The sequence below is a fragment of the Gordonia sp. NPDC003585 genome, assembly GCF_040610755.1.
Taxonomy (GTDB): domain Bacteria; phylum Actinomycetota; class Actinomycetes; order Mycobacteriales; family Mycobacteriaceae; genus Gordonia.
Genome location: NZ_JBEXMX010000100.1, coordinates 1 through 17302 on the forward strand (window position 1 = coordinate 1; position 17302 = coordinate 17302).

15 protein-coding genes are annotated in these 17302 nt (G+C 67.3%); 11 read left to right on the top strand and 4 right to left on the bottom strand.

Annotation, left to right across the window (positions count from 1 at the left end; all coding sequences use genetic code 11):
- Positions 1-179 precede the first annotated feature (179 nt).
- Positions 180-1838, bottom strand: coding sequence for a DEAD/DEAH box helicase (locus ABZW74_RS21295; protein WP_240861605.1), 1659 nt, complete (start codon positions 1836-1838; stop codon positions 180-182).
- A gap of 203 nt (positions 1839-2041) precedes the next feature.
- Between ABZW74_RS21295 and ABZW74_RS21300 the strand changes: the two genes are divergently transcribed.
- Positions 2042-2761 (top strand): ferritin-like fold-containing protein, encoded by a 720-nt coding sequence (locus ABZW74_RS21300; RefSeq protein ID WP_240861601.1) that lies wholly within the window; start codon positions 2042-2044, stop codon positions 2759-2761.
- Between the two features lie 107 nt (positions 2762-2868).
- A complete protein-coding gene (locus ABZW74_RS21305; protein WP_240861599.1) occupies positions 2869-3099 on the top strand; it encodes a DUF3107 domain-containing protein in 231 nt (76 codons plus the stop codon).
- 15 nt (positions 3100-3114) lie between these two features.
- On the opposite strand, the gene ABZW74_RS21310 is transcribed toward ABZW74_RS21305, so the two are convergent.
- Positions 3115-3771 (bottom strand): TetR/AcrR family transcriptional regulator, encoded by a 657-nt coding sequence (locus ABZW74_RS21310; RefSeq protein WP_240861597.1) that lies wholly within the window; start codon positions 3769-3771, stop codon positions 3115-3117.
- Between the two features lie 99 nt (positions 3772-3870).
- On the opposite strand from ABZW74_RS21310, the gene ABZW74_RS21315 reads away from it, so the two are divergent.
- From ABZW74_RS21315 to ABZW74_RS21350, 8 genes are all read left to right on the top strand, one after another.
- Positions 3871-4875, top strand: coding sequence for a DUF3152 domain-containing protein (locus ABZW74_RS21315; protein ID WP_355279161.1), 1005 nt, complete (start codon positions 3871-3873; stop codon positions 4873-4875).
- Between the two features lie 58 nt (positions 4876-4933).
- Positions 4934-6145, top strand: coding sequence for an adenylyltransferase/sulfurtransferase MoeZ (gene moeZ / locus ABZW74_RS21320; RefSeq protein ID WP_240861645.1), 1212 nt, complete (start codon positions 4934-4936; stop codon positions 6143-6145).
- A gap of 58 nt (positions 6146-6203) precedes the next feature.
- A complete protein-coding gene (locus tag ABZW74_RS21325; RefSeq protein WP_240861593.1) occupies positions 6204-7058 on the top strand; it encodes a TIGR02569 family protein in 855 nt (284 codons plus the stop codon).
- Between the two features lie 216 nt (positions 7059-7274).
- Positions 7275-8732: a nitrate/nitrite transporter gene (locus tag ABZW74_RS21330; RefSeq protein WP_355279164.1), complete on the top strand. Its 1458-nt coding sequence runs from the start codon at positions 7275-7277 to the stop codon at positions 8730-8732.
- Positions 8733-8785: 53 nt separating this feature from the next.
- The gene (nirB, locus tag ABZW74_RS21335; RefSeq protein ID WP_355279167.1) at positions 8786-11350 is read left to right on the top strand and encodes a nitrite reductase large subunit NirB; all 2565 of its coding nucleotides are present in this window, start codon (positions 8786-8788) and stop codon (positions 11348-11350) included.
- On the top strand, positions 11347-11775 hold the full coding sequence (locus ABZW74_RS21340; RefSeq protein ID WP_240861585.1) for a nitrite reductase (NAD(P)H) small subunit: 429 nt from the start codon (positions 11347-11349) through the stop codon (positions 11773-11775). Before nirB ends, ABZW74_RS21340 begins: the two co-directional genes overlap by 4 nt.
- Complete coding sequence (locus ABZW74_RS21345) at positions 11772-12968, top strand: uroporphyrinogen-III synthase (protein ID WP_355279170.1); 1197 nt, start codon at positions 11772-11774, stop codon at positions 12966-12968. Before ABZW74_RS21340 ends, ABZW74_RS21345 begins: the two co-directional genes overlap by 4 nt.
- Complete coding sequence (locus ABZW74_RS21350) at positions 12965-13714, top strand: sirohydrochlorin chelatase (RefSeq protein ID WP_355279173.1); 750 nt, start codon at positions 12965-12967, stop codon at positions 13712-13714. The genes ABZW74_RS21345 and ABZW74_RS21350 overlap by 4 nt, the downstream gene beginning before the upstream one ends.
- A gap of 295 nt (positions 13715-14009) precedes the next feature.
- On the opposite strand, the gene ABZW74_RS21355 is transcribed toward ABZW74_RS21350, so the two are convergent.
- On the bottom strand, positions 14010-14315 hold the full coding sequence (locus ABZW74_RS21355) for an MGMT family protein (RefSeq protein WP_240861578.1): 306 nt from the start codon (positions 14313-14315) through the stop codon (positions 14010-14012).
- Positions 14316-14331: 16 nt separating this feature from the next.
- Entirely contained in the window at positions 14332-15123 is a 792-nt protein-coding gene (locus ABZW74_RS21360; RefSeq protein WP_240861575.1) for an alpha/beta hydrolase, read from the bottom strand.
- A gap of 60 nt (positions 15124-15183) precedes the next feature.
- Here ABZW74_RS21360 and ABZW74_RS21365 point away from each other — a divergent pair.
- Positions 15184-17302: ATP-dependent helicase (locus tag ABZW74_RS21365; RefSeq protein WP_355279176.1), on the top strand; the 2119-nt coding region annotated here is incomplete at its 3' end.

The window sequence follows — 17302 nt, forward strand, 5'->3', positions numbered from 1 at the left end:
CGGCAGCGTCGCTCTCGGTGTGCCGGACCGGGCTCACCGCCCAGGCGATGACCCCGAGCGCCACCACGACCACCACGATGACCGCGGTGACGACAAAATCGATCGGTGTGCGGCGTTCAGGTCTGAGTCGGGCCACGTGTCGTGTCGTCGCTGTGTCGTCGCTGCAGTGGACCGGCCGGCTATTCGGCGGGAGCCGAGGTGGCCGACGCGGCCGAGGCGGGCGAACCGTTCGAGGCTCCGCCGCGTCCGCGCCCACCACGGCGACGACGCCGGCGGCGCGGCCCATCGGAGCCGTCACCCCCGTCGGTTTTCGTGTTGCCGTCGGCCGTCGTGTCGCCGGAGGTCTTTGCGGTGGCGGTCTTCGTGGTTGCGGAGGCCTTCGGGGCGTCTGTCTTCGCGGTGGTGGAGGTCGTGCTGGTGGACGACTCGGCCGGTGCGTCACCGACCGGCTTGCCGCCCCGAGTGCGTCGACGGCTGCGGTTGGCGGTGCGTTCGCGCGGCTTGCGTTCGGTGCGTTCGGTCCGTTCACGCTCGGCAGGCTCGCGTCGCGGAGCCGAGATACGGCCGGTCGCCGACTCCGGGATCGACAGGTCGGAACGCAGATGCTCTGAGGTTGAGTAGGTTTCGGCGGGCTCCGGGATGTCGAGGCCGAGTGCCTTGTCGATCAGTTCCCAGCGGTGCAGCTCATCCCAGTCGACGAGGGTCACCGCGATGCCGGTGCGCCCGGCCCGACCGGTGCGACCGATGCGGTGCACATAATTCTTGTCGTCTTCGGGGATCTGGTAGTTGATCACGTGGGTGACGTCGTCGATGTCGATGCCGCGGGCCGCGACGTCGGTCGCGACCAGGACGTCGATCTCGCCGGACCTGAATTTCTTGAGTGCCTTCTCGCGGGCCACCTGACCGAGGTCGCCGTGCACTGCGCCGACCTTGAACCCGCGTTCGCCGAGATCATCGGCAACCTTCTGCGCGGTCCGCTTGGTGCGGGTGAAGACCATCGTGGCGCCGCGACCGTCGGCCTGCAGGATGCGGGCCACCAACTCGGCCTTGTCCAGTGCGTGCGCGCGGTAGACGAACTGTGTGGTGCGCTCGTGCACGGCCGAATCGTTGGCGTGCTCGGCGCGGATGTGCGTGGGCCGATTCAGGAAGGTGCGGGCCAGGGTGACGATCGGCCCGGGCATGGTCGCCGAGAACAGCATCGTCTGGCGCGGCGTGGGCAGCGCGCTCATGATGCGTTCGATGTCGGGCAGGAAGCCGAGGTCGAGCATTTCGTCGGCCTCGTCGAGCACCAGGATGGCGACCTTGCCGAGGATGAGGTGGCCCTGCTGCGCGAGGTCGAGCAGTCGGCCCGGGGTGCCGACGACGACGTCGACGCCGCTGCGCAGTTCGGCGATCTGCGACTCGTACGGGCGTCCACCGTAGATCGACGTGATCTTCAGCGGACGTACGGTGCCGTCACTCAGGGTGACGTCGGTGAGCTTCTTGGCGGCGACCTCGAAGTCGCCGGTGACCTGCAGACACAGTTCGCGCGTCGGCACGATGATCAGTGCGCGCGGCGTGTTGTCGAGGGCACGCAGGCCCGACTCCTCGGCGTGCGCGAGACGATGCAGCAGCGGGACACCGAAGCCGAATGTCTTGCCCATGCCGGTGCGGGCCTGGCCGATCAGGTCGTCGCCACTGAGTGCGAGCGGGAGTGTCAGCTCCTGGATCGCGAAGGTGTGGGTCTTGCCGTCGTCGGCCAGCGCGGCCACGATGCGGTCGTCCACGCCGAGCTCGGCGAAGGTCGGGGAGGTGTGGGTGTCGTCGACGATGGTTGTCTGCACGTCGGAATCGGTCATGTGCGGTTGTGCCTTTCTGGCTGTCTGTTCCTGCACGCACCAAGGTGTCTGCACGAAACGAGACGGGTCGAAAGTGCGCGCGCAATGTCAGGTGACCGGGGAAATCGTGGACTCCCGCACCGGTACACCGACGACCAGTGTACTTGGTGATCAGCAACACCCGGTGGTTGGTCTGGTTCCGTGGGCGCGCCTACGATCGCCTCATGACGCCCGGAGCCCCCTCCTCCCACTCCCAATCGTCCCAGCCACCATCGTCGAATGCGGTGTCGATCAGCGACATCGATCCGGATCATCCGGCGCTCACCAAACTGTTCGCCGTCCTCCTTGCCGGCGAGTTCGCGGCCTTCTACCGATTGATCGACGAGTCGGCGATGGCACCCGACGTCGAGAGCCGTATCGCGATCGCCAGGATGGCTGCGTCGGAGATCGGCCACTTCGATCAGCTCGCCGAACGGGTGGGTGCCGCCGGCATCGATGCGGCTGCCGCGGTTCGCCGATACCGGTCGGTGTTCGACCAGTATCACCGCGTGACCACACCCAAGACATGGCTGGAGGCGCTGGTCAAGGCGTATGTGGGGGATGGGTTGGCCGCCGACTTCTACAACGAGCTCGCCGGGGTACTGCCGCCGCAGGCCCGTGACCTGGTCGCAGATGTGATGGCAGAGACGGCCAACTCGCAGTTTGCTCGCGAGCAGGTCCGCGCGGCCGTCGACGCCGACCCCAACCTCGCCTCACCGCTGACGTTGTGGGGGCGACGACTCCTCGGTGAGGCGATCACCCACGCCCAATGGGTGCTCGCAGCCGAAGAGGAGGTCACCGACCTGCTGTTCGAAGGGGCGACCTCGCTGCAGGGGGTGGCGAACTTCTTCGATTCGGTCGCCGAGAAGCACGCGCAACGGATGGCCGACCTCGGGTTGGGCTGACGCGATCCGTCGGGGGTTTTCGCTCTGAGCGGAGTGCCTGTCGGTCCCGTCGAGCACTGAACTAGCCTGGTGCGGCAAGCGTTTGAGGAGAACGGAGAAGGGTGGCCATGGCCGTTGAAGTGAAGATCGGCATCACCGACAGCCCACGGGAGCTGACCGTCTTGTCGGCGCTGACCAGCGACAAGGCGTATGCGGCAGTCGAGGCGGCGCTCGGCGGTAAAGAGCAGCTGCTCAGCCTGACCGACGAGAAGGGTGCGCGCTTCTTGATCCCGGTGACCAAGATCGCCTACATCGAGGTCGGTGCGGCAGAGAACCGCCGAGTGGGTTTCGGTAGCTAGACCGGTTCGACCCGGTTAGACCTCAGCCTCGGGCTGGGTTTCCCCGTCGCCCTGCAGTGGGACGTGCGACAGTCCGCCCCACAGCAGGGCGACGGTGGTGTCTACGGCGGTTGCCTTGTCGACCGGGCGTTTCGCCTCCAGCCAGTAGCGTGCGTTGACCTGGCTCGCGCCGACGAGACCGGCGGCGAGCATGCGCGACCGATAGGGATCGAGGCCGGAATCATGCATCACCAGCCCGTACACGGCGTCGACGCACGCCTCGGTGGCGCCCTCGATGCGGCGGATAACCGCTGGATCCATCGCGTCGGAGGAGAAGATCAGCCGGTAGCCGGAGTTGTCCTCATCGATGAAGTTGAAGAACGCCTCCACGGCGGCGCGCACACGCTGACGGTTGTCCGTGGTGGTGCGCAGCGCGGTGTTGACGTCGCTGACGAGTTTCTCCGCATGCGAGTCGACGACCGCGATGTACAGATCCAGTTTGGAAGGAAAGTGCTGGTAGAGCACGGGTTTGCTGACCCCGGCGTGCACTGCGATCTCGTCCATTCCGGCGGAGTGATAACCACGTTCGACAAAGATCTCGCTGGCGGCGTCGAGAAGCTGCATGCGTCGTGCGCTGCGTGGCAGACGGGTGTTACGCCCGGGCACGGCAGACGCATTTGCGGCGGTCGACATGAATGAGAGCGTACTCGTGGGCGCTCGTTACCCGGTATCTGCGGTGTGCTGTGAGAAAGTTGTCTGGTGAGCCGCACAGAGGACGGCGCGCCTGACGCTATGAGTAGTCGGGTTCGTGCCAAGGATGTGGGCCCGAGGTCGTCGGGGCGTCCCAAACCGGATCAGCCGCTGCGTGCGCGTTGGGATCCGACCGACGACAGCGGACGCCCACGCGTCGACCGCGACGGTCAGCCGGAACGCAAGAAGCAGTCCGCGCTGGGCCGCTTCGTGTCGACCTACGGTTGGCGGGCCTATGCCATTCCCGTCCTCCTGGTGCTGACCGTCGTGCTGATCGTGGTGACGGTGCGCGACAGCCGGTCCGAGGCGATGTCCGATCAACAAAGGGTGAGTCCCGCCGCGTCGCGCAACACCGACGTGAGCAAGGAGACCCGTCCCATCGGCGCCCCGGTCGGGGACATCACCGCACCGCTGCCCGCGGGCACCCTGCCCGACGGCGGACCCTACACGCAGAAGGGGCGGGAGACGTTCCGCACGGTGCGTGGCACCGGCCAGCGGGTGGGAACCGGTGGGCAGGAGTACACCTACATGGTCCAGGTCGAGAACGGTCTGCGGCCCTCGGACTACGGCGGCGACCAGATGTTCGCGCGGATGGTCGACACCACGCTGGCCAATCCGCGCAGCTGGATCGGCGACGGCAAGGTGTCGTTCCGCCGGATCGACAGCGGTGAACCCGATCTGCGGATCTCTCTGACCTCGCCGGGCACGGCAAAGGAACTCTGCGGGTATCAGATCAAATTGGAGACGTCGTGCTTCTACCCGCCGAACAAGCGGGTGATCCTCAACGAGGCTCGGTGGGTGCGCGGGGCCCTGTCCTACGAAGGTGACGGACTCGGCTACCGGCAGTACCTGATCAACCACGAGACCGGCCACGGCATCGGTTACGAGGCACACGAACCGTGCAAGCAGGACGGTGCGCTGGCGCCGGTGATGATGCAGCAGTCCTTCGGTGTCGCGAACAAGCAGATCATGGCGCTCGACCCGGGCATGGAGGCCAACCCGACCTACGTGTGCCGTCCCAATCCCTGGCCGTTCCCCAAGCGCTGATCCGGGAATGCCCCGCGGCGACCTGTCGTTGATTCGCGTACAGCCCGAGAACAAACGTATGGAGGCGGACGTGTCCAACAGGGGTTCAGCACCGCAGGGGTCACTTCCCCCGCTGGTGGAACCGGCAGCGGAACTGAGCAACGACGAGGTCGCGCGCTACAGCCGGCATCTCATCATCCCGGACGTCGGGATGGACGGTCAGAAGCGTCTGAAGAACGCACGCGTCCTGGTGATCGGCGCGGGCGGCCTGGGTTCTCCGACACTCCTGTATCTGGCGGCCGCCGGTGTCGGCACCATCGGCATTGTCGAATTCGACGTCGTCGACGAGTCGAATCTGCAGCGTCAGGTCATCCACGGGCAGTCCGACGTCGGGCGTCCCAAGGCCGAGAGTGCGCGCGATTCCATCCTCGAGATCAACCCGTATGTCACGGTGAACATCCACGACCAGCGCCTCGAACCCGAAGGTGCGATCGAGTTGTTCTCGACCTACGACCTGATCCTCGACGGCACCGACAACTTCGCCACCCGCTACCTCGTCAACGACGCGGCGGTCCTCGCGCACAAGCCCTACGTGTGGGGGTCGATCTATCGCTTCGAGGGCCAGGCGTCGGTGTTCTGGGAGGACGCACCCGACGGCCGGGGCATCAACTACCGCGACCTCTATCCGCAGGCGCCGCCACCGGGGATGGTGCCGTCGTGCGCCGAGGGAGGCGTGCTCGGGATTCTGTGCGCATCGATCGGATCGATCATGGGCACCGAGGCGATCAAGCTGATCTGCGGTATCGGCGAGCCGCTGCTCGGCCGGCTGATGGTGTACGACGCACTGGACATGACCTACCGCACCATCAAGATCCGCAAGGATCCGGAGGGTGAGCGGATCACCGGTCTCATCGACTACGACGAGTTCTGTGGCGTGGTGTCCGACGAGGCAGCAGCCGCGGCCGCCGATTCGACCCTGACGGCCGTCGAGCTCAAGCAGAAGCTCGATTCGGGCGACAAGGTCGCGCTGATCGACGTGCGCGAGCCCGTCGAGTGGGAGATCGTGCACATCGACGGTGCGACGCTCATCCCCAAGGGCGACATCCTCTCCGGCGTGGGTCTGGCACAAATCCCGCAGGACCGGCCGACGGTCCTCTACTGCAAGACCGGCATCCGGTCCGCCGAGGCACTGGCAGCTCTCAAACGCGCCGGGTTCGCCGACGCCAAGCATCTGCAGGGCGGTGTCACCGCATGGGCGAACCAGGTCGACAAGGAGTTGCCGGTCTACTAGGGCCTCTGACCGCGTGGCTCACCGGATCGGGGGCTGCGGCTCGGTAACCTCTGCAGACGTGAACAGCGTCGAGCCGCCCGAACATGTCCTGAACACGTTCGGGCTCACCGCCCAGCCGCCCATCCCGATGGGTGACTCGTGGATCGGTGGGTGGCGTGTCGGCGAGGTGGTGCTGTCGCTGGTGCCCGACCACGCGCGTGCGGCCTGGTCGGCGACAGTCCGGGAGTCCCTCTACGTCGAAGGGCTGCGTATCGCGCGTCCCTTCCGGGCCACCGACGGCCGTTACGTGGTGTCCGGTTGGCGTGCGGACACCTACATCGCCGGTTCCCCGGAACCGCGGCACGACGAGGTGGTGTCGGTCGCCGACCGCCTGCACGAGGCCATTGCGGGCCTCGAACGTCCGCGTTTCCTGCTGCAGCCGCCGGCGCCGCCACACACCGATGTGGACGTGTTCACCGCGGCCGATCGGGCGGCATGGGAGGACGTTCCCTTGCGTGCGGCGCGAGCCGCCGGGATGGGCGAACCGACCTCACCGGATGGCGTCCGCAGCGTCGAGATGCTCAAAACCCTTGCGACACTTCGTAAGAACGTGGACCTGCCGTCGCAGGTGGTGCACGGCGACCTGTTCGGGACGGTGCTGTTCGCGGGCGCTGCAGCACCTGGCATCACCGACATCGTCCCGTACTGGCGACCCGCGCCGTGGGCCGCGGCGGTGGTGGTGGTCGACTCCCTCGCCTGGGGTGGCGCCGACGACGAACTGATCGACCGCTGGTCCGACCAACCGGAGTGGCCGCAGATGATGCTGCGGGCGACGATGTTCCGTCTCGCGGTCCACGCCCTGCACCCACGGTCCACCTCGGGCGCACTGCCCGGTCTGCAACGAGTGGTCGATCAAGTGCGCCTGATGGTATAACTGCAGCTCAGGGCCCTATACGTCGAATCTGGAGTTCTCACAGCGCCAGTGTGACGATGTGAGCACAACGTGACGGTCGGGTCATCTGAACGAAAATCCGCGCAACACGCGCTCTTTACCTTTGGTCTCAATCGCACGACGACGCTGTCTGCGGTGTCGTAAATCGACCACCACCGCCGACGCGCGGTATCCACAGCATTGGACCGGGGTAGACACATGGCATTTTCTTCAGTGAGGGAGAACCTCAAACGCGATCACACGATCCGGGATTGGGATCCCGAGGATCGGCAGGCGTGGGAGAACGGCAACGCGGAGATCGCCAAGCGCAATCTCTTCTGGTCGGTCTTCTGCGAGCATGTGGGCTTCTCGGTGTGGTCGCTGTTCTCGGTGATGGCCCTGTTCATGGGTCCGGCCTACGGGATCAGCCTCGACCAGAAGTTCGTCATCGCGGCCACCGCGACCTTCGTGGGCTCCTGCCTGCGCATTCCCTACACCCAGGCCACCGCGATCTTCGGCGGTCGTAACTGGGCGGTGTTCTCCGCGATCGTGCTGCTGATCCCGACCGGGCTCACAATGATGCTGATGATGAACCCCGGTGAGTTCGGGTTCGGCTGGTTCTTGGCCGTGGCCGCGATCACCGGTTTCGGCGGCGGCAACTTCGCGTCGTCGATGACCAACATCAACGCCTTCTACCCGCAGCGGCTCAAGGGATGGGCGCTCGGCCTCAACGCCGGCGGCGGCAACATCGGCGTGCCGGTCGTCCAGCTCATCGGTCTGCTGGTGATCTGGCTCGCGTCGGACAAGCCCGAAATCGTCTGTGCCGTCTACCTTGTCGCGCTTGCCGTGGCCGGCGTCGGCGCTGCGATCTACATGGACAACCTCGATCACCAGACCGCCAGTGGGCGTGCCATGATCGACTGCCTCCGCTACCGCGACACCTGGCTGATCTGCCTGCTCTACATCGGCACCTTCGGTTCGTTCATCGGCTTCGGTTTCGCCTTCAGCCAGGTCCTCAACATCAGCTTCACCGCGGCCGGTGCCGCCAAGCCCGCGCTCGCGGCCGCCCAGATCGCCTGGATCGGCCCGCTGCTCGGTTCGCTCAGCCGCCCGTACGGCGGCAAGCTGGCCGACCGCGTCGGCGGCGGCAAGGTCACCCTCTACACCTTCATCGCCATGATCTTCTCGGCGTCGATCCTGGTGGTTGCCGGAACCATCGCCGACCACAACGACAAGAAGATCACCGGCGGAGTGCTGGCCGCGTTCATCGTCGGGTTCATCCTGCTGTTCCTGCTCTCGGGTCTGGCCAACGGTTCGGTGTACAAGATCATCCCGACGATCTGGGAACACAAGGTGGCGAACATGTCCGGGCTCACCGCGCTGGGCAAGGTCAAGTGGTCGCGCAGCATGGCGGGCGCGCTGATCGGTATCGCGGGAGCTGCCGGCGGTCTCGGCGGTGTCGGGATCAACCTGGTCCTGCGAGCCAGCTACAAGTCGAATCAGTCTGCGACGATGGCGTTCTGGGTGTTCACGAGCTTCTACGTGGTGGCCGCGCTCGTCACCTGGTGGTTCTATGCACGCCGTCCGATGGTGATCGGTGAGACCACGGATCTGACCGTGGCCGACGGTCCGGCCGCCAAGAGCGACGCCGGGACCACCGACAAGGCGATGGCCTGATCGGGCCGGCAATCCGCCGATATTGAGCCCCGAGATCGAGCAAGGAGCACCCAGTGACCAGCGAAGTCAAGACAGTGGTCGTGGCCGGACACGGCATGGTGGGACACCGTTTTGTCCAAGCACTACGCGACCGCGACACCGACAATCAGTGGCGTGTCGAGATCGTGTCCGAGGAAGCGGACCCGGCCTACGACCGGGTGGGATTGTCCTCGTATGTCGGTGCGTGGACGCGTGATTCGCTGGCACTGGCCGGCAACACCTACGACGGCGACGCTTCGGTGGTGACACACCTGGGCGACACCGTCACCGCGATCGACCGTTCGGGACGACGGGTCACGACCAGTGGCGGGCAGCAGATCGATTACGACGCACTGGTTCTCGCGACCGGATCGTATCCCTTCGTGCCGCCGGTGCCCGGACACGATCACGAGAAGTGTTTCGTCTACCGGACTCTCGACGATCTCGACGGGATCCGGTCGGCTGCCGAGGCGGCCGGTCCCGGCGCGCACGGCGTCGTCGTCGGTGGCGGGCTGCTCGGACTCGAGGCCGCCAACGCCCTGAAGCTGATGGGGATGGTCCCGCACGTCGTGGAATTCGCTCCACGGCTGATGCCGATGCAGGTCGACGACGGTGGCGGTGCCGTCCTCAAGAAGCTCGTCACCGAACTCGGGCTGATCGTGCACACCGGGGTCGGCACCGCCGGGATCGCCGACGGCGACGACGGTGGCCTGCGAATCACGCTGAGCGACGACTCGCAGATCGACGCGTCGCTGGTGGTGTTCTCTGCGGGGGTCCGCCCCCGTGATCAGCTGGCGCGCGACGCCGGGCTGGCGGTCGGGGAGCGGGGCGGTGTCCTGGTGGACTCCGGCTGCGTCACCGATGACGAGGCGATCTACGCCATCGGTGAGGTGGCCGCGGTCGAGGGTCGTTGCTACGGCCTGGTCGCGCCGGGTTACAGCACTGCAGAGGTCGTCGCCGATCGGCTGCTCGGTGGCGCCGGGACGTTCCCGGGTGCCGACATGTCGACCAAACTGAAACTGCTCGGAGTCGACGTCGCGAGCTTCGGTGATGCGATGGGCGCCACCGAGAACTCGCTGGAGATCGTCTATCACGACCCGGTGGCCGGCAAGTACGCCAAGGTCGTGGTCTCCGACGACGCCACGACGCTGCTCGGCGGCATCCTGGTCGGTGACGCGTCGGCGTACGCGATGCTCAAACCGATGGTCGGCCGGGAGATCCCGGGCGATCCGGCGGCGCTCATCGCGCCGGAGGGCGGTGGCGGCGGCGTCGGTCTCGACGCACTGCCCGACGACGCCGAGATCTGTTCGTGCAACGGCGTGTCCAAGGGCACGATCTGTTCGGCGATCGCCGACGGAGCCTGCGACATCGCGGCGGTGAAAGGCTGCACGTCGGCGGGCACCACCTGCGGCGGCTGCGTGCCGAGCATCAAGGCCCTACTCGAATCGTCGGGCGTCGAGCTCAGCAAGTCGCTGTGTGAGCATTTCGCGCAGTCGCGGGCCGAACTCTTCGAGGTCGTGGCGGTGACCGGTATCCGCACGTTCTCCGAGCTCATCGAACGGTACGGCACCGGTCAAGGGTGTGAAATCTGCAAGCCGACCGTCGCGTCGATTCTGGCGTCGACCTCCAGCGATCACATCCTGTCGGGTGAGCAGGCCGCCCTGCAGGACACCAACGACCACTTCTTGGCGAACATGCAGAAGAACGGGTCGTATTCGGTGGTGCCCCGCATGCCGGGCGGTGAGGTCACACCCGAACAGCTCATCGTCATCGGCGAGATCGCCCGCGATTTCGGCCTGTACACCAAGATCACCGGTGGTCAGCGCATCGATCTGTTCGGTGCGCGGGTGGATCAGCTGCCCGAGATCTGGCGCCGCCTCGTCGACGCCGGGATGGAATCCGGGCACGCCTACGGCAAGAGCCTGCGCACCGTGAAGAGCTGCGTCGGCTCGACGTGGTGCCGCTACGGTGTGCAGGACTCGGTGGGCATGGCGGTGTTCCTGGAGAAGCGCTATCGAGGGCTGCGGTCGCCGCACAAGCTGAAGTTCGGGGTGTCCGGGTGTGCCCGCGAATGCGCCGAGGCGCGCGGCAAGGACGTCGGCGTCATCGCCACCGAGCACGGCTGGAATCTGTACGTCGCCGGCAACGGCGGACAGAGTCCCAAGCACGCCCAGCTGCTCGCCGGCGGGGTGGATGACGACACGCTCGTCGCCTACATTGATCGGTACCTGATGTTCTACGTCCGTACCGCTGACCGGTTGCAGCGCACAGCCCCGTGGCTGGAATCGCTCGAAGGCGGACTCGAGCATCTGAGATCGGTGGTCTGCGACGACAGCCTGGGTCTGGCCGCCGAACTGGAGGCCGCGATGGACCAGCATGTGGCCGGTTACACCGACGAGTGGGCCGCGGTGCTGGCCGACGAGGACAAGCTCAAGCGGTTCGTGTCGTTCGTGAACGCACCCGATGTGGTGGACCCCACCATCAAGTTCGACGGTGACGGTGATCGCAAGGTTCCGGTACTGCTGGACATGCCCGCCATGCCCGACCGGGCAGGCGGCGACCAAATCGCTTCAGATCAGAGAGAAGGAGTGCCGACATGAGTGTCGCCGCCACCGGCGATTCGACGCCGGTGACCGAGAGTGTCCCCGAGGCAGCCGTACCGGGTGTGTGGGTGCGGGCGTGCGCCATCGACGACCTGATCGTCGGTCGTGGCGCGGCCGTGCTGGGGCCCGACGCCGTCCAGGCTGCGCTGTTCCGCATTCCGGCGGCCGAGACCGATCGGGAGGCCGCGCCCGGCCGGACCCGCTTGTATGCGATCGGCAACATCGATCCCTACGGTCGTGCCGCGGTGCTGTCGCGCGGCCTCACCGGCGATCGCGCGGGCGAACCGACGGTGGCGAGCCCGCTCGGCAAGCAGGTCTTCGCCTTGCGCACCGGGCTCTGCCTCGACGACGACGCGATGTCGGTGCCCAGTTACGCCGTGCGTGTGGTGGAACGAGTGGTCGAGGTGTTCTTTCCAGCGTGAACACCACATCTTCAGTGTCGGGGCCGGCGGGATCATCGAGTGACGGTGACGGTCCGCTTCCGCTGGCCGGTTTCACCATCGGCGTGACGGCGGCTCGTCGGGCCGAAGAATTCGCCGCGCTGCTGACCCGCAGAGGCGCACGTGTGATCCATGCGCCGACCATCCGAATCCTGCCGCTGGCCGACGACACCGAACTCGAACGGGTCACCGCCGAGCTCATCGCCCATCCGGCCGACATCATGGTCGCCACGACCGGCATCGGCTTTCGTGGGTGGGTGGAGGCCGCGGAGGGTTGGGGCAATGCCGAAGATGTCCTCGAGGCGCTCGGCAAGAGCCGCCTGATCGCCCGCGGACCCAAGGCGAAGGGCGCGATCCGCGCAGCCGGCCTCCGCGAGGAGTGGTCGCCAGAGAGCGAGTCGTCCTCGGAGGTGCTCGACCGGCTCCTCGACGAGGGTGTCGACGGCGTGCGGATCGCCGTGCAACTGCATGGGGCGACCAGTGAGTGGGAACCGTTGCCGGACTTCTGCACTGTGCTGCGCGCGGCAGGTGCCGAGGTGGTCGCGATCCCGGTCTACCGCTGGAACATGCATCCCGACGTCGACGCCATCGACAAGATGATCTGGTCGGTGATGCGCGCCGACCTGGACGCGATCACCTTCACCAGTGCACCGGCCGCCGCGTCGATCCTCACGCGGGCAAAGGAACTGGGCAAGCTGCAGCAGTTCGTGCACGCGCTGCGCACCGCGGTGCCGGTGATGTGCGTCGGCTCGGTGACCGCGAGTCCCCTTGAGGCCCTACAGATCCCGACAACCTACCCGCGACGCTTCCGGCTCGGCGCGCTGGCCCGAATGATCACCGACGAGTTGCCGCGACGCACGCACACCTTGCGGGTCGCCGGCCACGACGCCTCGATCCACGGTCAGGCGGTCCTCGTCGACGGCCAGGTGCGCGACCTCTCGTCGACCAGCATGATCCTGCTGAAGATCCTCGCCGCCGGAGTGCCCGGACGGGTGGTGTCGCGGCAGGAGTTGCTCGGTGGGCTGCCGGGCGACAGTTCCGATACGCACGCGGTCGAGGTGGCGGTGGGGCGTCTGCGTGCGGCGCTCGGCGATCCCAAGATGATCCAGACCGTGGTCAAGCGGGGCTATCGCCTCGCAGTGGACCTCGAATACGACAGCGAGGGGGACGAATGACGAATCACGACGGTGGTGTGGTGCTGCCCTTCGGTGACCGGCTGCGTGACGTCAGTCCGGTGCTGGTGGCGCACGGAACCCGAAACCCACACGGGGTCAACGTGATCGCCGACATCGCCGCATTGGTGAGTCGTCGGATCGGAACCACCCGCACCGCGTTCGTGGATGTGCTCGGCCCGACACCGGCCGAGGTCATCGCCGACGTCGAACGTCCCGCTCTGCTGGTGCCGGCCTTCCTGGCGTCGGGCTATCACGTCCGCAAGGACATCCCCGAGCACGTCGCGGCGGCCGGTCGTCGGGACACGATCGTCACCCGCGCGCTCGGCCCGGACCCGGCGATCGCGGCGGTCGCACGACTGCGACTCGTCGAGGCCGGTTGGCAGCCGGGCGACGCCGTGGTGCTCGCCGCCGCCGGAAGTTCCGATCAAAGTGCGTGCGGTCAGGTCTATCTCGCGGCGCGACAGCTCGAGTCGCTGATCGGTGGCCGCGTCGAGGTCGGCTTCATCGCCACCGCGACGCCCACGGTGCCCGAGGCGATCGCCCGGGCTCGGCGCAGCGGTCGGCGGGTGGTTGTCGCCAGCCATCTGCTCGCACCCGGCCTGTTTCATCAGCGACTGGAAACCTATGGTGCCGACGCAGTTTCGGCACCCTTGGGCGCCGACCCCCGCATCATCGACCTGATCGTCACCCGTATGCGTGCCGCCATCAGTCCCTACCGTCGAACGGCCGCCGTCCACCTCCGTTGACCGTGCGCCCCAAAACCGGACGCCGTCGAGTCGGTCTGACTGATCCGAAGAATGACGTGACCAAGTCTCTGAACTGGGGAAATGCGTCTGCGCGGTGCAGCAAAAACCTAGGGGAGGAACTTTCTTCCGCGAGGTTCGGAGTCGTCCCCCAGAAAACTCGCAGGGAGGACACCAAGGGTAGGGGACGAGTTTCTTCACCTATTTTCTTGGTGGCCGGCGGGTGGGTCGCTGATCCCTGGCATTCGCTGCACAGTCAACGATATGCGACGCACGGTCAACGGTTTTCGCTGCACGGTCAACGGGAGGGGATGTCCCATCGGCACTCCCGCAATCGAATTCGACCGTCGACGATCGGTACACCCTCGGCCCGGAGTCGCTCGAGTTGGCGACGGGCGAGGTGTTGGGCGGGCTTCCCCGACGCCGGGACGACGCGATGCCACGGCAGGTCGACGGTGTCGGTGCGCATGATCCAGCCGACGATGCGCGGCGACGAAAGTCCCGCTGCGGCAGCGAGATCCCCGTAGGTACTCACCTGACCCAGCGGGATCGCGGCAACCAGTCCGCGCACGTCCTCCACCTGCTCGTCGCTGACCGCAGCCATCAGAACTCCGCAGCCATCAGAGCACGGACCGGATCAGCGACGCACTCAACTCGGGCTGCAGGAACGGCACCATGTGCTCGCATGGGGAGCCGTGGACCGTCACCGTGTCCGGGCGCGCAGCGGCGCAGGCCTCGAGAAACGCCGGACGCACGAACGGTGGATCGACGCGGTCGGCGACCACGACGTGGGTGGGGATACCCGGCGGCGGAAGGACTGCCGGACGCACCAGTTCGCCCCACGACGCGGCAGCGGCGGGCGCACTGACCCGCCACCCGACGCGTCCGTGTGGCCGACCCACCAGATGTTCGGCGATCTCCGCCTCGAGGATCTCGTCGGGCACGTCTGCCCAACCCTCGGCGCGTTTGGCCGCACGCGCAGCATCGGCGTCGGCGTAGTCCCAGTGATCGAGGCTCGCGGTGGCGACTTCGAGCGCGAACTCGGGGTCGAGACCCTGCGCGGGGTCGAGAAGTACCAGTCCCTTGACGACGTCCGGGCGGAAGCCGGCCAGGTGGAGCGCGAGCCCACCGCCGAAGGAGTGGCCGACGACGACGATCGGCTGTGCGGCCGACGGGATGTGGGTGTCGATCACCTCCGACAACGCGCGCACGTGATGCTCGATACTCCATGGCGGACGCCACGGCGACCGCCCATGGCCGATGAGGTCTGGGGCGACGATGCGGACATCCGGGAGAAAGCCTGCGCTCAGCGCTGCCCAGCGTCGTCCGTGGCCGGTGAGTCCGTGGATCGCGAGGACGGTGGGAGTGGTGGTCTCGGTCGGACCGAAGACATAGGTGTTGAGCGCGGGCACGCCCATCATCCTGCCGTAGGGGCGCAGAGAGTGTCGGCGGCGCGTGATTCGATGGAGCCCATGGCCACGAGACCCGGTGAACACGCAGCGCGCTCCGCGTTGCGCACGCGGCTTGTCGCGGCACCCGAGGTGGCCGACGCGAAGCGTGCCTGGCCGCCGCATGTCGATCGGGTGATCACCCACGGTGTCGATACGGCTGGACCGCAGGACGGCGCGTGGCGGCCGTTCCGCGTGCACGGCGGGCCGGGTAGCGGGAAGACCGCGCTGATCGTCGACGCGGCGGTCGCGCGGTTGCTGGCACCCGACGTCGATCCGGAGTCGGTTCTTGTGCTGGCATCGAGCCGGCAGGCGGCGGCGACGCTGCGCGAGGAGATCACGAGGCGAGTACTCTCCGCCGATTCCGAAAACCAGCGGGCGTTGGGTGGTGCGCTGCGCGAGCCATTGGTCCGCACGGTGCACTCCTATGCCTTCGCGATCCTGCGGCTGCAGGCGTCCGCACACGGCAATCCGCCGCCACGACTGATCACCGGTTCCGAGCAGGACGTGGTGTTGCGAGAGCTGCTCGCCGGCGACATCGAGGACGGTGCCGGGTATTGGCCGGCGCATCTGCGGCCCGCGCTCGGTACCGACGGATTCGCCCAGGCGCTCCGCGATCTGATGAAGCGGGCGGCCGAGCGCGGCGCCGGACCAGAGGAACTCGCGGCACTCGGGCGCAAGCACCGCCGGCCGGAGTGGGTGGCCGCGGCACGGGCGTATGCGCAGTACGAACAGAACATGCTGCTGCGCGGCGCCGTCGGACTCGAGACGCCCGGCGCGTCGGCACCCGCGGTGGATGCCGCCGAACTCGTCGGGTCGGCTTTGTCGGCCTTCGCGACCGACCCGGATCTGTTGACCGCGCAACGTTCCCGCATCCGACACCTGCTCGTCGACGACGCGCAGCATCTGGATCCGCAAGCCGCACAACTGGTCCGGTTGGTCGGGACAGGTACCGCATCGACCATCATCGCGGCCGACACCGACCAGTCGGTCTTCGGGTTCCGGGGAGCCAGCCCGCGTTTCGCCGACGACCTCGCCGAGTCCGGTTCGGATCGAGATGTCGTGCTGGAAGAGAACTTTCGCAGCAATCCGGAGATCGAGCGGGTGGGGAAGGTGCTCGCGTCGCGGCTGCCCGGTGCGCGCCCGCATCCCTATCCCAGCGCGTCCGGTCCCGACATTCCGGGCGCGGTCGATGTCAAGGTGTTCGGCTCGGCGGCCAAGGAGGCCACCGCTGTTGCCGATCTGCTCCGCCGCGCCCACCTTTTCGACGGGATCGCGTGGTCGCGGATGGCGGTGGTGGTGCGGTCGGTCTCGCTGGCGCTGCCCGCGCTGCGTCGGGCGTTCCGGTCGGCGGGGGTACCGCTCACCACCCCGGCGAGCGGGCTGCCGCTGCACCGCCAGCGTGCGGTGGCGGCGCTGATGCTCGCGCTGCGTGCGGTTGCGGCGCGTGCGGCCACCCCCGACGACGCAGATGAGTTGTTCACCGTCGAAGATGCAGCGGCCCTGTTGTCGGGGCCCGTCGGCGCCGCCGACCCGGGCTCGCTGCGCAGGTTGCGCCGTGGGATTCGGCGCATCGACGAGAAGAATACGAATGGCGATGCGGATCAACGGGATTCGTTGACCGCGTTGCGTGACGCGATCGTCGACGATGCCGTCGGGTCCCATTACTGCGAACGCCTCACCGAGGCCGAACGTGCGCCGTTGCGACGGGTGCTCGACGTCGTCGAATCGGCATACGCGGCACATTCGACTGGCCGGGGGATCGAGGAAACGCTATGGGCCGCATGGCAGCGGACCGGTCTGGAACGACGCTGGGCGTCGGCCGCGATGCGCGGCGGACCGGCGGGCGAACAGGCCGACCGTGACCTCGACGCGGTGATGGCGATGTTCGAGGCGGCGGGGAGTTTCGCCGACAACCTGCCCGCGGCCGGGCCGGGAGGGTTCGTCCACTACCTGGGACAGTTGCAGATCCCGCGGGACAGCCGGGCCGCCGCCGCGATGACCGACTCGGTGACGGTGTGCTCGGCGCATGCGGCGGTGGGTCGCGAGTGGGATGTGGTGGCCGTCGCCGGCGTGCTGGACGGTCTGTGGCCGTCGCTGCGCAGTCGTGGAAGCGTACTCGGCACCGGGGCGCTGGTCGACC